A 15,480-nucleotide genomic window follows, 5' to 3' on the forward strand; every position below is an offset into this window, starting at 1 on the left:
CGTGATTAAGAACCACGGTAAGTGGAATAACTCCATGGACTGACCAGCAAAGGAACGTGGTAATGCTGCGTGGGTTCGGCCACCCCAAAATCCAAGCTGACCTTATCCAGAAAATGGGGTTGCGGCAGTACAAGCCCAAGCGCTGAAAAATAATCCTTGACACCAAACACCAACCGGTATGTGCCAAGTTGCAATTGCGAATTGTCTAGCAGAGGACCATCGCTGCGACCGTCGGCGTTCAATACCAATGATTTGATCAATTGCACTTGATCACCCTGAGTGGCAAACAGCGAGACAGCCATGCCAGCGGCAGGGCAACCATTCATGGTGTCCAACACATGTGTACTCAAGCCCATGGTTTGTATTCCCTTTGATGTAGTCGATCTGACAAGGTATATAGTTAATTGGTCCAGTTTAACGCCCGAACATTGCCGCACATGACAAGCCAACCAGACGCCATACACACACCGTTTTCTCTCGAAGGCTTTAACAACGCCAGCGACGCTGACACTTTGGCCTGGTTTGAAGGTTTGTATGAACACAGCCCTTGGGTCGGGCAAGCCGCACTACAGCACAAGCCTTTTCGCAGTCTGGCTCACCTCAAATGGGCTTTGGCAGACAGTGTGTCTCGCGCCAGCCATGAACAACAATTGATGCTGGTGAAAGCCCATCCTATTTTGGCTGCCAAGCCTGCCAGCGGTTTGACGACGGCCTCTCAAACCGAACAGCAACTTGCCGGTTTGTGGCAGTCCACCCCTGAGCAAGCTGAGCAACTCGCGCAATTGAACCAGCGTTACCAAGCGCATTTCGGCTGGCCGTTCATCATTGCCGTACGCGGCCCGCGCGGATTGGGTTTGACACCTCAAGCCATTCTCAAAGAATTAGAGCGACGTTTACATCACTCCCCCGCGATTGAATTTCACGAATGCCTGCGGCAAATACACCGCATCGCTGAAACACGGCTGCACGGTAAATGCCAAAGTCACCCGTTGCTCGGCGGCGAAGTATGGGATTGGCATGAATGGTTGGCGCAATACAGCGACCCCGGTTTTATCGAGCATGGCGAATTGAGTGTCAGTTATCTCACGCCAGCGCATCAGGCCTGCGCCCAAACATTGAGACTTGGCATGCTGGCTTGTGGATTTGATGAAGTCTGCATCGATGCAGTCGGTAACGTGGTCGGGCGCTACCACCCGCGTCAATCTGGCGCCAAATATTTACTGACCGGCAGCCATTACGACACGGTGCGCAACGGCGGCAAATATGACGGCAGATTGGGTATTTTTGTCCCCATGGCCTGTGTGCGTGAACTGGCACGCACAGGACAGCGTTTGAATATAGGCATTGAAGTGGTGGCTTTTGCTGAAGAGGAAGGTCAAAGATACAAAGCCACTTTTTTATCCAGCAGTGCACTCACTGGCGAATTTGATACCGAATGGTTGTCTCAAAGCGATCACCAAGGCATCAGCATGAGAGAAGCCATGGCGCAAGCAGGCCTGAAACCGGCGGATATTCCATCGATTCAAAGAGATGCCGCGCAATACCTCGGATTTGTGGAAGTGCATATTGAGCAAGGCCCTGTTTTGCAAGGCTTGAACATGCCGCTAGGTGTGGTCACTTCTATCAATGGCAGTGTGCGCTATTTGATCGACATCAAAGGTACTGCAAGCCATGCGGGAACCAGTCCCATGGATCAAAGGCACGATGCCGTGGCCGGATTCGCAGATTGGGCGATTTATGTCGAACAACGCGCGCGACAAGATGGTGATTCCGTTGCCACCATTGGCATGCTGCATGTGCCGCATGGTTCTATCAATGTAGTGCCTGGCAGTTGTCAATTCAGCTTGGACATGCGTGCGCCCAGCGATGTTCAACGCGATGCCATGGCAAATGACATCTTGAAACATTTGCATGCCGTGTGTGAGGCACGCAGTCTGAATGTGTCCATCGAAGAAACTGTGCGGGCCGCTGCCGCACCCAGCGACCCCGGTTTACAAGCTCGTTGGGAACAGGCAGTCTCTCAATTGGGCTTGCCCTTGCACCACATGCCCAGCGGGGCTGGACATGACGCCATGAAGCTACATACCTTGATGCCGCAAGCCATGTTATTTGTACGTGGTGAAAACCAGGGCATCAGCCACAACCCGCTTGAATGCACCACTGCTGACGATATGCAACTTGCGATTGACGCTTTTTCGTTACTTATCAAAGATTTTTTCTGATTTATTTCGGTGTAAACCCTAGATTTATCAAAATTTTTAAAAATTCAGTTTTTGATAATTTAATAATTTTTACGTTTTTTCAGAATATCATCCTGTTCGAATCAAATTTTTGATGTTTTATTGATTTTTATCAATTGCACGGATGACTCCCCATGGAAAACACCCAATCGCCCGCAGCGCAGTCAGTGAAAACCACGCCCACTTTGGCCGATTGGGTATTTATCCTGATCGTTTTAGCCATATTGAGCTTGGTCGCCAATCTTGGTCATTCAGCTTATTTAGAAGCAATGCACACTGAAAACAGCAAGAAAAACGGTGAAGACATTGCCAAGTGGTTGACCGAAACGGGCGCTAACCGTTTCAAAAAAACATTTGATATGCCAGCCTGCACGGGGGGCAAAGCGCCGGTCAAGCCGCCAGAAGTGGATGCCGATGGAGATGGCGAACCGGATGTCAACCCAGAACCGGTGCCGGGAACTTGGGGCGCATGTTTTCAGCACATGATGACCAACACAGATCTCAAACAACTAGTGAATCCGTTTTTCGATGAGACGCCCAAGTTCATCGCGGCGTGCAACCCAGATGACGAATCCTTGATGGGTTCGGTTGTTTTAGAAAAAATGGTTGCCACGCCACCGGGCTCTGCAGTTCCGGTGATCAATTCGCAATTGGTAGAAAGCGATCCTATTGATCAAAAAATGCAGTTAAGAGTGTCCATTTGTGACAAAGGCTCTTATGCCATCAAGATAGCCGAATTCGAATTCTGAGGTTGATCATGGATAACAACACACACGCTCCCCGCCTGATTGATCTGGATGCCAAAACCCTCATGGGTGAGGACGTCGAGGCTGATATCTCTTCTGATTTGCCATTTCGCCAATGGATGTATGCGTGGTTATTGAACCCAGACATACCTGGTAATTACCAGAAAAGCATAGACAAGTGGGTCGGTTTGCTGATTGTGGCCAACTTGTTCACCTTGGTCCTCGAACACGTGCCCGCGGTTTTTGAACCCTACAAACACTATTTCCATATCTTCGATTTGTTCTCTATCACTGTGTTTGTGATTGAGTACTTGATGCGGCTTTATCTGGCCCCGGAAGATTTTGAGTTCAATAAACGCAAATTACCAAGGCTGGCTTACATCTTCAGTCCATTTGCCATCATCGATTTTCTGGCTGTCGCCCCCTTCTTTTTGCAGTCTTTCATTCCAGTCGACTTACGCGCTTTGCGATTCCTTCGATTACTGCGAATCTTGAAATTGTTTCGCATTGTTATTCCAGCAATCAAAGAGTTCGGAGAACTCAACCGTGGCCGTACATTTCGCCAACGTATCCATGCACTGGTGTTTCCCAGCGCTTACGGCGGCACCATGCAAACCATTTTTGACACCTTTATCGGTGTATGGGTCATTATTTCTGTGCTGGCGGTCGTGCTGGAGTCGGTGCATTCCATCAGCTACGCCATCAATGTGGAATTTGCCATTTTGGATGCACTCGCAGTAGCGGTCTTTAGTGTCGAGTACTGCATGCGTATTTATGCCAGTGTGGAAGAGCCAGGGTTTAAAAACGCTATTGCAGGACGCTTCAAGCAAGCGACCACTCCAGCCACTGTCATTGACTTGCTGGCCATCTTGCCTTTCTTCTTAGAGGTCGTGTTGTCACATGTGTTTGATCTGCGTTTTCTGCGGGTATTCCGTCTGGCTCGTTTGCTCAAACTGACACGTCATAGCGACGCGACTGCGATTCTTGGCAAGGTACTGGTGCGCGAATGGCCGGTAATGAGTGCATCTGCTTTCATCATGATGTTGCTGTTGGTGCTGACTGCCAGTTTGGGCTATTTGTTCGAGCATGAAGCACAACCCGACAAGTTTGAAAATATTCCCACTGCGTTTTATTGGGCAGTGATCACACTGGCGTCTGTGGGTTATGGCGATATTTCCCCTGTGACACCAGTGGGTCGCGCCATGACGATTGTGCTTGCTTTGATTGGTATTGGTATCTTCGCCATCCCAGCAGCTTTGTTGTCTTCAGCTTTCAGTGACCAATTGGTCAAGGAAAGAAATGCTCTCAAAGCGAATTTATTGAGTATGCTGAAAGATGGACATTTGACCGAAGAAGAAATTTCATTGATCAGACAAGAAGCCAAGCGCTTGCATTTGACCATTGAAGAAATCAACGCGCTACTAGAAACCATCGTAAAAGAACAAGAGAACGAAAAGAGCAAAATAAAAAGTTTACCTGTTCATATCATTGCTGAAAAACCAGAATTAGCCATCGAGCATTACAAAAATTTGCTGGGACAAATTCACCAACTGGCTTTGATGACCGACGCAGATAAATTTGAAGCGGCAGCCAAAACATCTGATCGTTTGACAGCCTCTGAAATGGCTCTCTGGCAGCAACTGCAGGCAAGGAAATCGAACGCCTAAGTTGGCCGCATGAATTGTTTGCAATGTCACTCAGACAACCCGTCTGACAACTTGTTTTGTCACCAATGCGGCGCAGTCCTTTCGACTGCTGCTGCATCAACGTCTATTGCTGATTCTGCTATGTCTGAAATTGCTGTCGCCAAACCGAGTTTGCGCCAAACCGTCATGGAAATTTTGGACGGCTCTCCTGCTCAACCGCTGTCTAAATATGTAGAGTGGGTAATCACCATTGTGGTGTTGTTCAATTGCTCAGCGGTGATTCTCGACTCGGTTCCAGAGATTCATGCTGAATACAAAGACATATTCCATGAACTCGAGTTTTGGAGCGTGATGTTTTTCACGCTGGAATATGTGTTGCGCGTCTGGTCATTAGGCGCGAAGTTTGCAGACAGTGCGTGGAAAGGCAGAAGCGGTTATATATTCAGCCCCTTCGGTCTGGTGGATTTCTTCGCCACCATGCCTTATTACATGCATGTATTTTTTCCAACACTGGATTTGCGCATATTGCGGGTGCTGCGTCTGTTGCGAATTCTGAAGCTCTCCAAATACAACTCAGCCCTACAAGATTTGTTTTCTGCGGTGTATTCGGAACGCAGAGCATTCGGTTCTGCGGCTTTTCTGTTGTTGATCGCCACCATCGTCTCTGCTTCGCTCATGCACTTTGCCGAAGGCCATGCGCAACCCGAGCAATTCGGCACGATTCCCCATGCGATTTATTGGGCCATCGTGACCATCACTTCTGGTTACGGGAACGTTGAACCAGTAACCAAAGGTGGTGAGATCGTGGCCTTGCTCACCGGCTTTTTAGGTGTGTGTATGGCAGCCATCATGACCGGTATCGTGGCCTCGGCGTTTGCCAACCAACTCTCACGAAAAAAATCTGCTTACCAAGCCCAATTGCGACAAGTGCTGGCAGACGGTGTAGTGAGCGATGCGGAAAGAGACACCCTCAAGCGCTTACAAGCGCAATTCCGGTTAAGTGACAAAGAAGTCCAGACCATGCTGGACCAGGCGCAAGGTAAATTGAAATAATGGCTTCATCCACTTCTACTCCATCCGCCTATCAACGTATTCAATCGCGTGTTTTTCGCATCCTTGAAGGAGATGTGACAGAGCCTTCAAGTCGCTTCTGTGAAATTTTCATCGCCTTGCTGGTGGTGCTGAATGTAGTGGCCATCATTCTTGAATCAGTGCCGGAGATCCACGAAGAATGGGGGCACTATTTCCATTATTTCGATTTATTCAGTGTCGGCGTTTTCTCGATTGAATATGTATTGCGTGTTTGGTCTTATGCCCAAAAACTGCTCGCTGAAGGCGGAACCGAATGGGAAGGCCGAAAGAGTTATATCTTCAGTTTTTTTGGACTGGTAGATTTTTTCAGTACCGTTCCGTTTTACCTGCAATTGCTGTTTCCTGGTACTGACTTGCGTGTATTACGCATGTTCCGCCTGCTGCGAATATTCAAACTGTCCCGCTACAACAGTGCCATGGACGATATGTTTGAGGCGATCAAATCAGAGCGCGATTCTTTCTCTTCTGCATTGTTTTTATTGTTTATCAGCGGATTGCTTTTTTCATCGTTGATTTACATCATTGAAGGACATGATCAACCTGAAGTGTTTCCCTCTATTCCAGCGGCCATGCACTGGTTTGTCATCACCATCATTTCAGGTTGGGGCAATGTAGACCCAGTGACCTTTCCCGGTGTGATTCTGGTGATCGTCACGCAAATATTAGCGATTGCATTGGCAGCTATTCTGACTGGTGTGGTGTCTACCGCCTACACCACACAGGTAAGTCGTCGCGAAGCTATGTATGAAATGGAAATTCGGGAAGTACTGGCCGATGGGGTAGTGACCGAAGAAGAAGCTGCTCACTTGAAAAACATGCAGGCGAAATACGGCATGTCTGATGAGCAAGTAGAAGCCATTGCGGCACAAGTGCGGCAGGAAAAGAATCTGGCAGAAAAGTGACACTTGCACTGAGGTGTTCCCCTCAAGGCTTGTGTTCTTCGCTGTCGATCTTTCTGTGTGAGAGGTAAAACAAAGGAGTTGACATGAGCGATATGGGAAATACCCTGCTGATCTGGGCGGCTATTCTGGGTGCTATTGCCGCAGGATCGATGATTCTCGGTGCCATCGTCGGCATCACTACACCGATGTCAAATTCCACCGTCGGCGCCATGTGCGGCTTTGGCGCAGGTGCTTTGATTTCTGCGTTGGCCATTGAACTGGTGTCCCCGACAGTCGAGGCGTTGGCTCACGCTGACTTGGCAGACCGCAGCACGGAGATTCACCACTTCATTACATTGCTTATTGCTCTGATCGGTGGCGGTGTCATCTTCATTGTGCTTGACCAGATGCTCAGCAGCCACGGAGGGTATTTACGCAAAGGCGCGTATGTGATTGCACAACACGCCAAAAACAAAAGCAAGCGTCAATCTGAATTGATGCAGTCCATCGGCAATTCTTCTTTTTTCAGCAGCATGTCACCCGAATTGATGAATGAATTGCTGAAGATGCTGCATCCCAAATTCATTGTGCAAGGTGAAGCATTGTTCAATGCCGGCGATGAGTCACATGAACTGTATATCTTGCGCTCCGGTAGTCTGACGCTGACTCACACGGATGGCAGCACGCGGACCGTTGAACGCGGAGACTTGCTTGGTGAAGTCTCCTTTCTCGCGCATCAAGCACACAGCACCACCGCAGTTTCTGAGCATGGTCCCGCTGAATTGCTGGTGCTGCACAAAGCGCAGTACGAAGGTTTCTCCAAACTTCATCCTGAATTTGCCGCCACAGTGCGTGAACTGGCCAGTGAACGTATTCAGGAAAACAAGCGCCACCTCGATCAAAATGCCATGGCCAAGCAGCAGTGGGCAGACTTGGCCATTGATGCTTTGCGTAGCGGAGGCACTGAAGTGCCCAGCGCCACGGAACTCAACACCATGAAAGAAGAGCACAGCAATGCAGGCATGGCAATTTGGCTGGGTAATCTGTTGGATGTGATTCCCGAGAGCTTTGTCATCGGCACAGTCATGCTGTCATTGGTAGCTGCCAAAGCATCTGCGGGTGTGTCATTGACCTTTTTTGATGTCATGCCCTTGACACTGGTGGGCGCATTATTCCTCTCCAACTTCCCTGAGGCTTTATCGGCCAGCGTGAACATGAAGCAACAAGGTTTCTCCACGACCAAAATCATATTGCTTTGGACGGTATTGACTGTGATTTGCGCTGTCGGTGCAGCTTTCGGCGCCTATGTAGGCGAATCGATTCCGCACGCTGCCATGATTGTGGTGGAGGGAATTGCTGCAGGTGCCATGTTGACCATGATCGGCTCAGCCATGTTGCCTGAAGCTGCACATTTGTCCAGTCCCAATATGGCTGGCTTTTCAACACTGGTTGGCTTTGTGGCTGCGGTAGGATTCAAGCTCTTTGAGTAAAGGATCTTATGGGATGGCAGGCCAGACTGAAGGTTGACTACAGTGTCGAAAACCAGCGTTGCGTGGCCCGTCATGAACACCATGGACCGCTGCGCATTCTCAAAAGTCTTTATCCGGAAGGTGACCATGTCTGTCACAACATACTGGTGCACCCCCCTTCGGGGTTAGTCGGAGGCGATGAGTTATTGATCCATGTGAACCTGCAAGCACAGGCACATGCTTTGATCACCACACCCGGCGCCACCAAGTTTTACGGCTCTGACGCATTGACCGCGAAACAGCAAGTGAATGCCTATTTGGCAGAAGGTGCCCGTCTGGAGTGGTTGCCCCTAGAAGCATTGGCTTACAACGGATGCCAAGCGCATAACCAAGCGGTGTTTCATCTGCAAGCCGGTAGCGAGCTGATGGCGTGGGATGTCACGGCCTTGGGGTTGCCGCATTCCAATCTGCCTTTTGTCAGCGGTCAGTTTCAACAACATCTGGAAATTGCTGGCGTGTGGTTAGAACGTGGTTTGATCGAGGCCACAGATAAGCGCTTGCTCAGCAGTCCTTTAGGGCTGAATGGTCACACTTGCCAATCGACTTTGGTATTTGCCCATGGCTCAGCCATGGACCCATCCATCAGGGATGAAGTGATTTCCATCGCACGTGAAGTGTGTGAAGCACATCCCTTACGGCTACAAGCTGGTGTGACTTCGCCTGACGCGCGCGTGGTACTGGTAAGGGTACTGTCTGCCCAAGTAGAAAGTGCCATGGACTTGCTGCGCAGAGTGTGGTTGCAATGGCGCCACCAATGCTGGAAATTACCCGCGGTCGCTCCGCGCATCTGGGCCATGTAGATGGGCATACATGGCATCAAACTGGCGGCTGAAACCAAAGCAAGGTCAAGGCAATGGCTGCCAACATCAGAAAGAGTGCTGAAGCGACTCGCCAACCGAACTGCCAACCGCCGCTGACAGTTGCAAGCACCGACTTGGACAAGGTGCTTGCAGCCAATACCCCCCACAAGCCCCAATGCAAATGCACTATGGAGTGATCTGGTAATTGGCTCAAATGCGCCAAACCGATACCTGCCGCGTGAATCTCACCTTGCTTAAATAGAAACCAGTTTGCGTATACCTTTGGATTGCATTTCCCGTCCGGGACCATGGGCAATCACCTCGCCACGCTCCATCACCCAGTATTGATCTGCCAATTCCTCGGCAAAATCATAATATTGCTCGCAAAGCAAAATCGCCATATCACCGCGTGCGACCAATCGTTGAATGACACGTCCAATGTCCTTGATGATGCTAGGTTGAATACCTTCTGTCGGTTCATCAAGGACCAACAATTTGGGCTTGCCGGCAAGAGCGCGGGCAATGGCTAATTGTTGTTGTTGACCGCCGGACAAGTCACCGCCTCTGCGATTACGCATTTGATCAAGTATCGGAAACAGTTCAAACAACTCTGATGGAATTTCAGCAGACGAAGGCTGAGTCGCTAATCCCATGCGCAGGTTATCTTCCACAGTCAGACGATTGAAAATATCTCTGCCTTGCGGCACATACCCTATGCCTGCCCGCGCACGGTCATAAGGCGCGGCTTTGGTGATCGTATGGCCCGCAAAACTGATGTGGCCTTCTCGCACAGGAACCAGTCCCATCAACGCTTTGAGTAAGGTCGTTTTACCGACGCCGTTCCTGCCTAGCAGCACCGTGATTTGACCGGCTTTGGCCGTCAGACTGACATCGCGCAATATGTGCGATCCGCCGTAGTATTGATGAATATGTTCTATGGCCAGCATGATTTAGCGTCCCAAATAAACTTCGATGACACGCTCGTCATCCTGCACATCGTCAAATGATCCTTGCGCCAGCACCGAACCGTCACACAGCACCGTCACGGTATCTGCAATTTGTCGGATAAAAGCCATGTCATGTTCAACCACCATCAGCGAATGCTTTCCCTTCAATGACAAAAACAATTCAGCCGTGCGTTCAGTTTCCTGATCCGTCATACCGGCTACCGGTTCATCGAGTAACAACAACTTAGGGTCTTGCATCAATAGCATGCCGATTTCTAGCCATTGCTTTTGCCCGTGGCTCAGGTTGCCTGCCTGACGCAATAAGTGGTTTTCTAAGTGAATCGTGTGCAACACTTCAATCAATCTATCTTGTTGCTGCCCATTGAGTTTGAACAACATGGATGCCTTGACACCTTTGCCTGTTTTCAATGCCAACTCTAAATTTTCAAACACACTCAACTGCTCGAACACAGTCGGTTTTTGAAATTTACGTCCAATACCCAGTTGCGCTATGTCAGGCTCGTTGTGACGCAATAAATCAATAGTGCTGCCAAAAAATACTTGACCGGAATCAGGTTTGGTTTTCCCAGTGATGATGTCCATCATGGTGGTCTTACCTGCCCCATTGGGCCCAATGATGCAGCGCAGTTCACCGACACCGATATCCAGCGATAAATTATTGATCGCCTTGAAGCCCTCAAAGCTGACATTCACATCTTCCAAATACAAAATGCGTCCATGCGCCAGATCGAGTTCGCCTGGTTGATGTATGCGAGAGAAACTTGCGTGTCGCCCGCCGGATGCTAAAGCCTGCACTTGTTTGAATTTGTGTTTCTCAAGACGCTCAACGCCCTGACTCATGAGGTCTGGTGTCATGAGGACTCTCCATGGCTACGCTTCAAACGTTTTTTTATGTGTATGAATACACCCAATACACCTTGCGGCATGTACAAAGTCACAGCAATGAACAAAGCGCCCAATACAAACAACCAATACTCCGGGGCCACCACAGTCAGCCAGCTTTTGGCTCCATTGACCATGAATGCACCCACTATCGGTCCGATCAATGTAGCGCGGCCACCTACCGCAGCCCAGATCGCTATCTCAATGGAATTGGCTGGACTCATTTCGCTGGGGTTGATGATGCCTACCTGAGGCACATACAAAGCACCGGCAACGCCACAAATCATGGCGGATATCACCCAGATACTGAGTTTGTAGGGAAGCGGTGAATAGCCAGAAAACATCACTCGGCTTTCAGCATCGCGTATCGCCTGCAACACACGACCGTACTTGCTTTGTACTAGCCAACGCGCCGCCAAATAACACCCTAATAAACACATACCAGTCAACACAAACAGCAACATGCGCATGGCGGGTGTGGCCATCGGTACGCCCAAAATCCGTTTGAAATCGGTGAAGCCGTTGTTGCCACCAAACCCTGTCTCATTGCGAAAGTACAACAACATGAATGCAAAAGTCATGGCTTGCGTAATGATGGAGAAATACACACCTTTGATGCGTGAACGAAAAGCAAAATAACCGAATACCAATGCCAACAATCCAGGCGCCAGCACCACCAGCAGCAATGTTGCAATAAAGCTATCGCTGAAATACCAATGCCACGGCAGAGTTTTCCAATCCAAAAACACCATGAAATCAGGCAGTTCAGATTTGTAATTGCCGTCTGTACCAATTTGCCGCATCAAATACATACCCATGGCGTATCCGCCGAGTGCAAAAAACAAACCGTGTCCTAGCGACAAAATCCCTGTGTAACCCCAAATCAAATCCATGGCCAAGGCACACATGGCGTAGCACATGATCTTGCCTATCAGTGACACCGCGAAATCACTCATGTGCAATGCGTGACCCACAGGTACCCACAGATTGAGTACAGGCACCAACACACCGACAGCCAGCAAGATGCCTATAAATACGGTCCATCCCAAAGGGGACAGCAAACGAACCGGTTGAGGAAGCGTGATGGTTTTCATCTCAAGCCTCCGCACTGCGACCCTTCATCGCGAACAAACCTTGCGGTCTTTTCTGGATGAAGATGATGATGAATACCAGCACTGCTATTTTTGCCAACACTGCCCCGGTCCAACCTTCTAACCATTTATTCAATACACCCAGACCCAAGGCCGCATACACAGTCCCGGCCAGTTGGCCAACGCCTCCCAGCACCACCACCATGAACGCATCGACGATGTAGCCTTGGCCCAGGTCTGGGCCCACGTTGCCGATTTGACTCAACGCACAACCGGCAAGACCCGCAATACCAGAGCCGAGTGCAAAAGCATAGGTATCTATACGCGCCGTATTCACGCCAATGCACGATGCCATGGCGCGGTTTTGTGTCACGCCGCGCACAAACAAACCCAACCTCGTCTGGCTGATCAACAAAGCCACACCTGCAAGCACCAGTAATGCAAACAACACAATAAACAACCTGTTCCAAGGCAGACTGAGATTCACCAGGACCTCAACACCACCACTCATCCACGAGGGGTTTTCAACGCCTACATTTTGTGCGCCGAACAATGTCCTGACGGTTTGCATCAAAATCAAACTGATACCCCATGTGGCCAACAAAGTCTCTAGCGGGCGTCCATACAAATGACGCAAGACTGCACGTTCCACCAAGGCGCCTACCAAAGCTGCCGAGAGGAATGCAACGGGTAAAGCCGCAACCAGATAGTAGTCAAAAGCGCCGCCCATGTGTTTGCGGAAAAATACTTGCACGACATAAGTGGCATACGCGCCGACCATCATCAACTCGCCATGCGCCATATTGATCACCCCCATCAACCCATAGGTGATGGCAAGCCCGAGTGCAACCAACAACAATATCGATCCCAGACTCAAACCCGTGAAAAGCGCACCGAGTCGCTCGCCCCAGGCCAATGCAGATTTGATGTCAGCTAGCGAAGCCAGCATTTGTGCTTTCACCGCCGCGTCGGTTTCCTGCGTCATTTGTTGGTTCAATAGCAACTGCGTATTCGGTGTTTTGCTGTTACCCAAGGCTTTGGCTGCAGCCAATCGGACTTTGGCATCGTTGTTGGTGATGTCAATCGCAGCTTGAGCCAATAGCAGCAACTGACTGACAGCAGGATTTTTCTCTGCAGCAATCGCTTTTTCAAGCAATATTTTTTTACTTGGATCGGGTTCGGACAGCAATGCCTGCGCAGCCTTCATTCGCAATGCATCGTCAGGACTGAGCAATTGCAAAGCAGCCAGGGCTGAATCTATTTCACCGCGCATGCGGTTATTGCTGACCACATTTTCAGCACCTGTGGGTAATGCCGTTTCTTGGTTAGTGACGGCATCAGTGGCCTTGTTGTCTCTGACGATCAATACTTGCTGGCCGGCCACCAGCACGGCATCATCAGCCAATGCCTGCAAAAAAACAGCTGTTTGTGCATCGGCTTGTGCCAATGTTTTTTGCAGACTTTCAATACGGGTGTCTGTGTCCCCCGATACGATGTCATGCACCTGTTGCGATGTCAATGCGTGTGCCACTGAAAAACTCAGCCCATACAAACAACACATCCCAAACCATACGATCGCTTTCATACCTGCTCTTTTCGCTGTTCATCAAAAGGGGGAGTGACTCACGCCCTCCCCCTCATGTTTCGCTTCCCGCATTGACTGCACATGCAATCAATGCAATCCCTAATGCATTACTTCTTGACAGGTTCGTCAGGCTTGACGTCGTTGCCTTCGATGTAAGGGCTCCATGGTTTTGCTTTCACAGGACCAGGTGTTTTCCACACCACATTGAACTGTCCGTCGGCTTTGATTTCGCCAATGAACACAGACTTGTGCAAGTGATGGTTTTTCTCATCCATCTTGGAAGTGATGCCACTTGGCGCAGTAAATGTTTGACCGGCCATGGCAGCGATGACTTTGTCGACATCGGTGGATTTGGCTTTTTCAACGGCTTGCTTCCACATGTTGATACCGATATATGTTGCTTCCATCGGGTCGTTGGTCAAAGGCTTGTCCTTGTGACCTGCGATGCCCTTGGCTTTGGCATAGTCAGACCATTTTTTAATGAATGAATCATTGGCAGGGCTCTTGATGGATTGGAAATAATTCCATGCCGCCAAGTGTCCGACCAGTGGCTTGGTGTCCACACCGCGAAGCTCTTCTTCACCCACAGAGAATGCCACCACAGGCACGTCTTTGGCTTTCAAGCCCGCATTGCCAAGTTCTTTGTAGAAAGGAACATTGGAGTCACCGTTGATGGTGGAGACCACGGCTGTCTTACCGCCAGCAGAGAATTTCTTGATATCAGCAACAATAGTTTGGTAGTCAGAGTGACCGAAAGGTGTGTATTTTTCGTCGATGTCAGACTCTTTCACGCCTTTGCTTTTCAAGTAGGCACGCAAGATTTTGTTGGTGGTACGTGGATACACATAGTCAGTACCCAACAACACCCAACGCTTGGCTGCACCGCCATCTTTGCTCATCAGATAGTCAACTGCTGGAATAGCTTGTTGGTTAGGGGCAGCACCTGTATAAAACACGTTCTTAGACAGTTCTTCACCTTCGTATTGAACAGGATAGAACAGCAAACCGTTCATTTCCTCTACCACTGGCAACACAGATTTACGTGACACAGAAGTCCAGCAACCGAAGATCACAGCCACTTTGTCTTGCCCTAATAACTGCTTTGTTTTTTCTGCAAACAAAGGCCAGTTCGAAGCGGGGTCGACCACAACGGGTTCAAGTTTTTTGCCCAGCACGCCGCCTTTGGCGTTGATTTCATCAATAGCCATCAGCACAGTGTCTTTCAACACGGTTTCAGAAATAGCCATGGTGCCAGACAAGCTGTGCAAGACACCAACTTTGATGGTGTCTGCGGCGTGCACAGCGGTCATATACAAAGAGCCGCTGGCAACTGCAGCTGCAGCGACCAGGGTTTTCAGATGAAAGCGACGGTTAAACATTCGATGTGCTCCAAAACAATACAAGGGTTAGAAGAAACGCGCCTTGTGGGCTGCGCCAACTACCTTTGCAAGCCTTGTGCCATGCAGTAAAACTGTGGTTTGAACTATTTCAGTGCGTCAAATCGGGTTGAAGGGTTTGAAATGCACCCAATTCAAGCCCTACTAAGGTGCATCAAAAAAACTCAGCGCCAAACCAGTGCTGAATTTGTCTGAACCAGAGGTTTTATTTGATGCGAACCACAGACCCCGAGCCTTTGGACTTTGCCTCTGACTTGTGTGAACTGCTGACGGGTGAGGATTCACCTAGTGCAGACTCCAATGCATCTTTCGCAGTGATGATGCTGTGGATATGGGTAAGAGCATGTGCGCGAATTCGTTTACCAGTAATTCTTCGTGAATTAATTCGTTGTTACTCATTGACAGCTTCTGATAGACGTTATTTCATTTGTTTAGACAATGCTTTGTTTATCTGAAACAAAGCCAGTGATTCAGAATACGTATCGGTGTAAGAAGCACACATTTTTCAATTTGTGGCTTGGTGCAGAATTTGCGTCAATAATTGGCCACTTCACTTGACTAGCCAAAATCTGCCATGGAACTCACGCCCCGCGAAAAAGACAAGCTACTGATCTTCACCGCTG

The 15,480-nt window shown here is 49.4% G+C and carries 15 protein-coding genes; 8 read left to right on the forward strand and 7 right to left on the reverse strand.

Annotated features, from left to right (window positions below):
- Nucleotides 1–5: 5 nt before the first annotated feature.
- A complete protein-coding gene (uraH, locus tag AC9UG7_RS10715) occupies nucleotides 6–356 on the reverse strand; it encodes a hydroxyisourate hydrolase (protein WP_509587523.1) in 351 nt (116 codons plus the stop codon).
- 81 nt (nucleotides 357–437) lie between these two features.
- On the opposite strand from uraH, the gene uraD reads away from it, so the two are divergent.
- The 7 genes from uraD to AC9UG7_RS10750 all read left to right on the forward strand — a co-directional run bounded on the left by uraD (nucleotide 438) and on the right by AC9UG7_RS10750 (nucleotide 8,934).
- Nucleotides 438–2,222, forward strand: coding sequence for a 2-oxo-4-hydroxy-4-carboxy-5-ureidoimidazoline decarboxylase (uraD, locus tag AC9UG7_RS10720; RefSeq protein ID WP_509587526.1), 1,785 nt, complete (start codon nucleotides 438–440; stop codon nucleotides 2,220–2,222).
- A gap of 152 nt (nucleotides 2,223–2,374) precedes the next feature.
- Entirely contained in the window at nucleotides 2,375–2,989 is a 615-nt protein-coding gene (locus tag AC9UG7_RS10725) for a hypothetical protein (protein ID WP_509587528.1), read from the forward strand.
- An 8-nt stretch (nucleotides 2,990–2,997) separates the two neighbouring features.
- Nucleotides 2,998–4,653: an ion transporter gene (locus AC9UG7_RS10730; RefSeq protein WP_509587530.1), complete on the forward strand. Its 1,656-nt coding sequence runs from the start codon at nucleotides 2,998–3,000 to the stop codon at nucleotides 4,651–4,653.
- Between the two features lie 9 nt (nucleotides 4,654–4,662).
- Entirely contained in the window at nucleotides 4,663–5,685 is a 1,023-nt protein-coding gene (locus tag AC9UG7_RS10735) for an ion transporter (RefSeq protein ID WP_509587531.1), read from the forward strand.
- Nucleotides 5,685–6,626 (forward strand): ion transporter, encoded by a 942-nt coding sequence (locus AC9UG7_RS10740; protein WP_509587534.1) that lies wholly within the window; start codon nucleotides 5,685–5,687, stop codon nucleotides 6,624–6,626. The genes AC9UG7_RS10735 and AC9UG7_RS10740 overlap by 1 nt, the downstream gene beginning before the upstream one ends.
- An 83-nt stretch (nucleotides 6,627–6,709) precedes the next feature.
- The gene (locus tag AC9UG7_RS10745; RefSeq protein WP_509587536.1) at nucleotides 6,710–8,095 is read left to right on the forward strand and encodes a cyclic nucleotide-binding domain-containing protein; all 1,386 of its coding nucleotides are present in this window, start codon (nucleotides 6,710–6,712) and stop codon (nucleotides 8,093–8,095) included.
- Nucleotides 8,096–8,103: 8 nt separating this feature from the next.
- Nucleotides 8,104–8,934, forward strand: coding sequence for an urease accessory protein UreD (locus tag AC9UG7_RS10750; RefSeq protein ID WP_509587539.1), 831 nt, complete (start codon nucleotides 8,104–8,106; stop codon nucleotides 8,932–8,934).
- A 16-nt stretch (nucleotides 8,935–8,950) separates the two neighbouring features.
- Here AC9UG7_RS10750 and AC9UG7_RS10755 read toward each other — a convergent pair whose 3' ends face one another.
- The 6 genes from AC9UG7_RS10755 to urtA all read right to left on the reverse strand — a co-directional run bounded on the left by AC9UG7_RS10755 (nucleotide 8,951) and on the right by urtA (nucleotide 14,839).
- On the reverse strand, nucleotides 8,951–9,157 hold the full coding sequence (locus tag AC9UG7_RS10755) for a hypothetical protein (RefSeq protein ID WP_509587541.1): 207 nt from the start codon (nucleotides 9,155–9,157) through the stop codon (nucleotides 8,951–8,953).
- 31 nt (nucleotides 9,158–9,188) lie between these two features.
- Nucleotides 9,189–9,881 carry an urea ABC transporter ATP-binding subunit UrtE gene (gene urtE / locus AC9UG7_RS10760; protein ID WP_509587543.1) on the reverse strand — a complete coding sequence of 231 codons (693 nt, stop codon included), beginning with the start codon at nucleotides 9,879–9,881 and terminating at the stop codon, nucleotides 9,189–9,191.
- A 3-nt stretch (nucleotides 9,882–9,884) separates the two neighbouring features.
- Nucleotides 9,885–10,757, reverse strand: coding sequence for an urea ABC transporter ATP-binding protein UrtD (gene urtD / locus AC9UG7_RS10765; RefSeq protein WP_509587546.1), 873 nt, complete (start codon nucleotides 10,755–10,757; stop codon nucleotides 9,885–9,887).
- Nucleotides 10,754–11,878: an urea ABC transporter permease subunit UrtC gene (gene urtC, locus AC9UG7_RS10770; protein WP_509587549.1), complete on the reverse strand. Its 1,125-nt coding sequence runs from the start codon at nucleotides 11,876–11,878 to the stop codon at nucleotides 10,754–10,756. Before urtC ends, urtD begins: the two co-directional genes overlap by 4 nt.
- Nucleotide 11,879: 1 nt before the next feature.
- Nucleotides 11,880–13,460: an urea ABC transporter permease subunit UrtB gene (gene urtB, locus AC9UG7_RS10775; protein WP_509587553.1), complete on the reverse strand. Its 1,581-nt coding sequence runs from the start codon at nucleotides 13,458–13,460 to the stop codon at nucleotides 11,880–11,882.
- A gap of 107 nt (nucleotides 13,461–13,567) precedes the next feature.
- Nucleotides 13,568–14,839: an urea ABC transporter substrate-binding protein gene (gene urtA / locus AC9UG7_RS10780; protein ID WP_509587556.1), complete on the reverse strand. Its 1,272-nt coding sequence runs from the start codon at nucleotides 14,837–14,839 to the stop codon at nucleotides 13,568–13,570.
- Between the two features lie 230 nt (nucleotides 14,840–15,069).
- Between urtA and AC9UG7_RS10785 the strand changes: the two genes are divergently transcribed.
- A complete protein-coding gene (locus AC9UG7_RS10785) occupies nucleotides 15,070–15,312 on the forward strand; it encodes a hypothetical protein (protein WP_509587558.1) in 243 nt (80 codons plus the stop codon).
- Nucleotides 15,313–15,480 lie beyond the last annotated feature (168 nt).

Origin of the sequence: Limnohabitans sp. (assembly GCF_046052765.1) — a bacterium.
Lineage (GTDB): Bacteria > Pseudomonadota > Gammaproteobacteria > Burkholderiales > Burkholderiaceae_C > Limnohabitans.

What these genes read in the sequence shown, in the direction of transcription:
- urtE (WP_509587543.1), bottom strand. Translation starts at nt 9,881, where the DNA reads ATGCTGGCCATAGAACATATTCATCAATACTACGGCGGATCGCACATA.
- urtA (WP_509587556.1), bottom strand. Translation starts at nt 14,839, where the DNA reads ATGTTTAACCGTCGCTTTCATCTGAAAACCCTGGTCGCTGCAGCTGCA.
- urtB (WP_509587553.1), bottom strand. Translation starts at nt 13,460, where the DNA reads ATGAAAGCGATCGTATGGTTTGGGATGTGTTGTTTGTATGGGCTGAGT.
- AC9UG7_RS10725 (WP_509587528.1), top strand. Translation starts at nt 2,375, where the DNA reads ATGGAAAACACCCAATCGCCCGCAGCGCAGTCAGTGAAAACCACGCCC.
- urtD (WP_509587546.1), bottom strand. Translation starts at nt 10,757, where the DNA reads ATGACACCAGACCTCATGAGTCAGGGCGTTGAGCGTCTTGAGAAACAC.
- AC9UG7_RS10730 (WP_509587530.1), top strand. Translation starts at nt 2,998, where the DNA reads ATGGATAACAACACACACGCTCCCCGCCTGATTGATCTGGATGCCAAA.
- AC9UG7_RS10740 (WP_509587534.1), top strand. Translation starts at nt 5,685, where the DNA reads ATGGCTTCATCCACTTCTACTCCATCCGCCTATCAACGTATTCAATCG.
- AC9UG7_RS10735 (WP_509587531.1), top strand. Translation starts at nt 4,663, where the DNA reads ATGAATTGTTTGCAATGTCACTCAGACAACCCGTCTGACAACTTGTTT.
- AC9UG7_RS10745 (WP_509587536.1), top strand. Translation starts at nt 6,710, where the DNA reads ATGAGCGATATGGGAAATACCCTGCTGATCTGGGCGGCTATTCTGGGT.
- uraD (WP_509587526.1), top strand. Translation starts at nt 438, where the DNA reads ATGACAAGCCAACCAGACGCCATACACACACCGTTTTCTCTCGAAGGC.
- urtC (WP_509587549.1), bottom strand. Translation starts at nt 11,878, where the DNA reads ATGAAAACCATCACGCTTCCTCAACCGGTTCGTTTGCTGTCCCCTTTG.
- uraH (WP_509587523.1), bottom strand. Translation starts at nt 356, where the DNA reads ATGGGCTTGAGTACACATGTGTTGGACACCATGAATGGTTGCCCTGCC.
- AC9UG7_RS10750 (WP_509587539.1), top strand. Translation starts at nt 8,104, where the DNA reads ATGGGATGGCAGGCCAGACTGAAGGTTGACTACAGTGTCGAAAACCAG.
- AC9UG7_RS10785 (WP_509587558.1), top strand. Translation starts at nt 15,070, where the DNA reads ATGCGAACCACAGACCCCGAGCCTTTGGACTTTGCCTCTGACTTGTGT.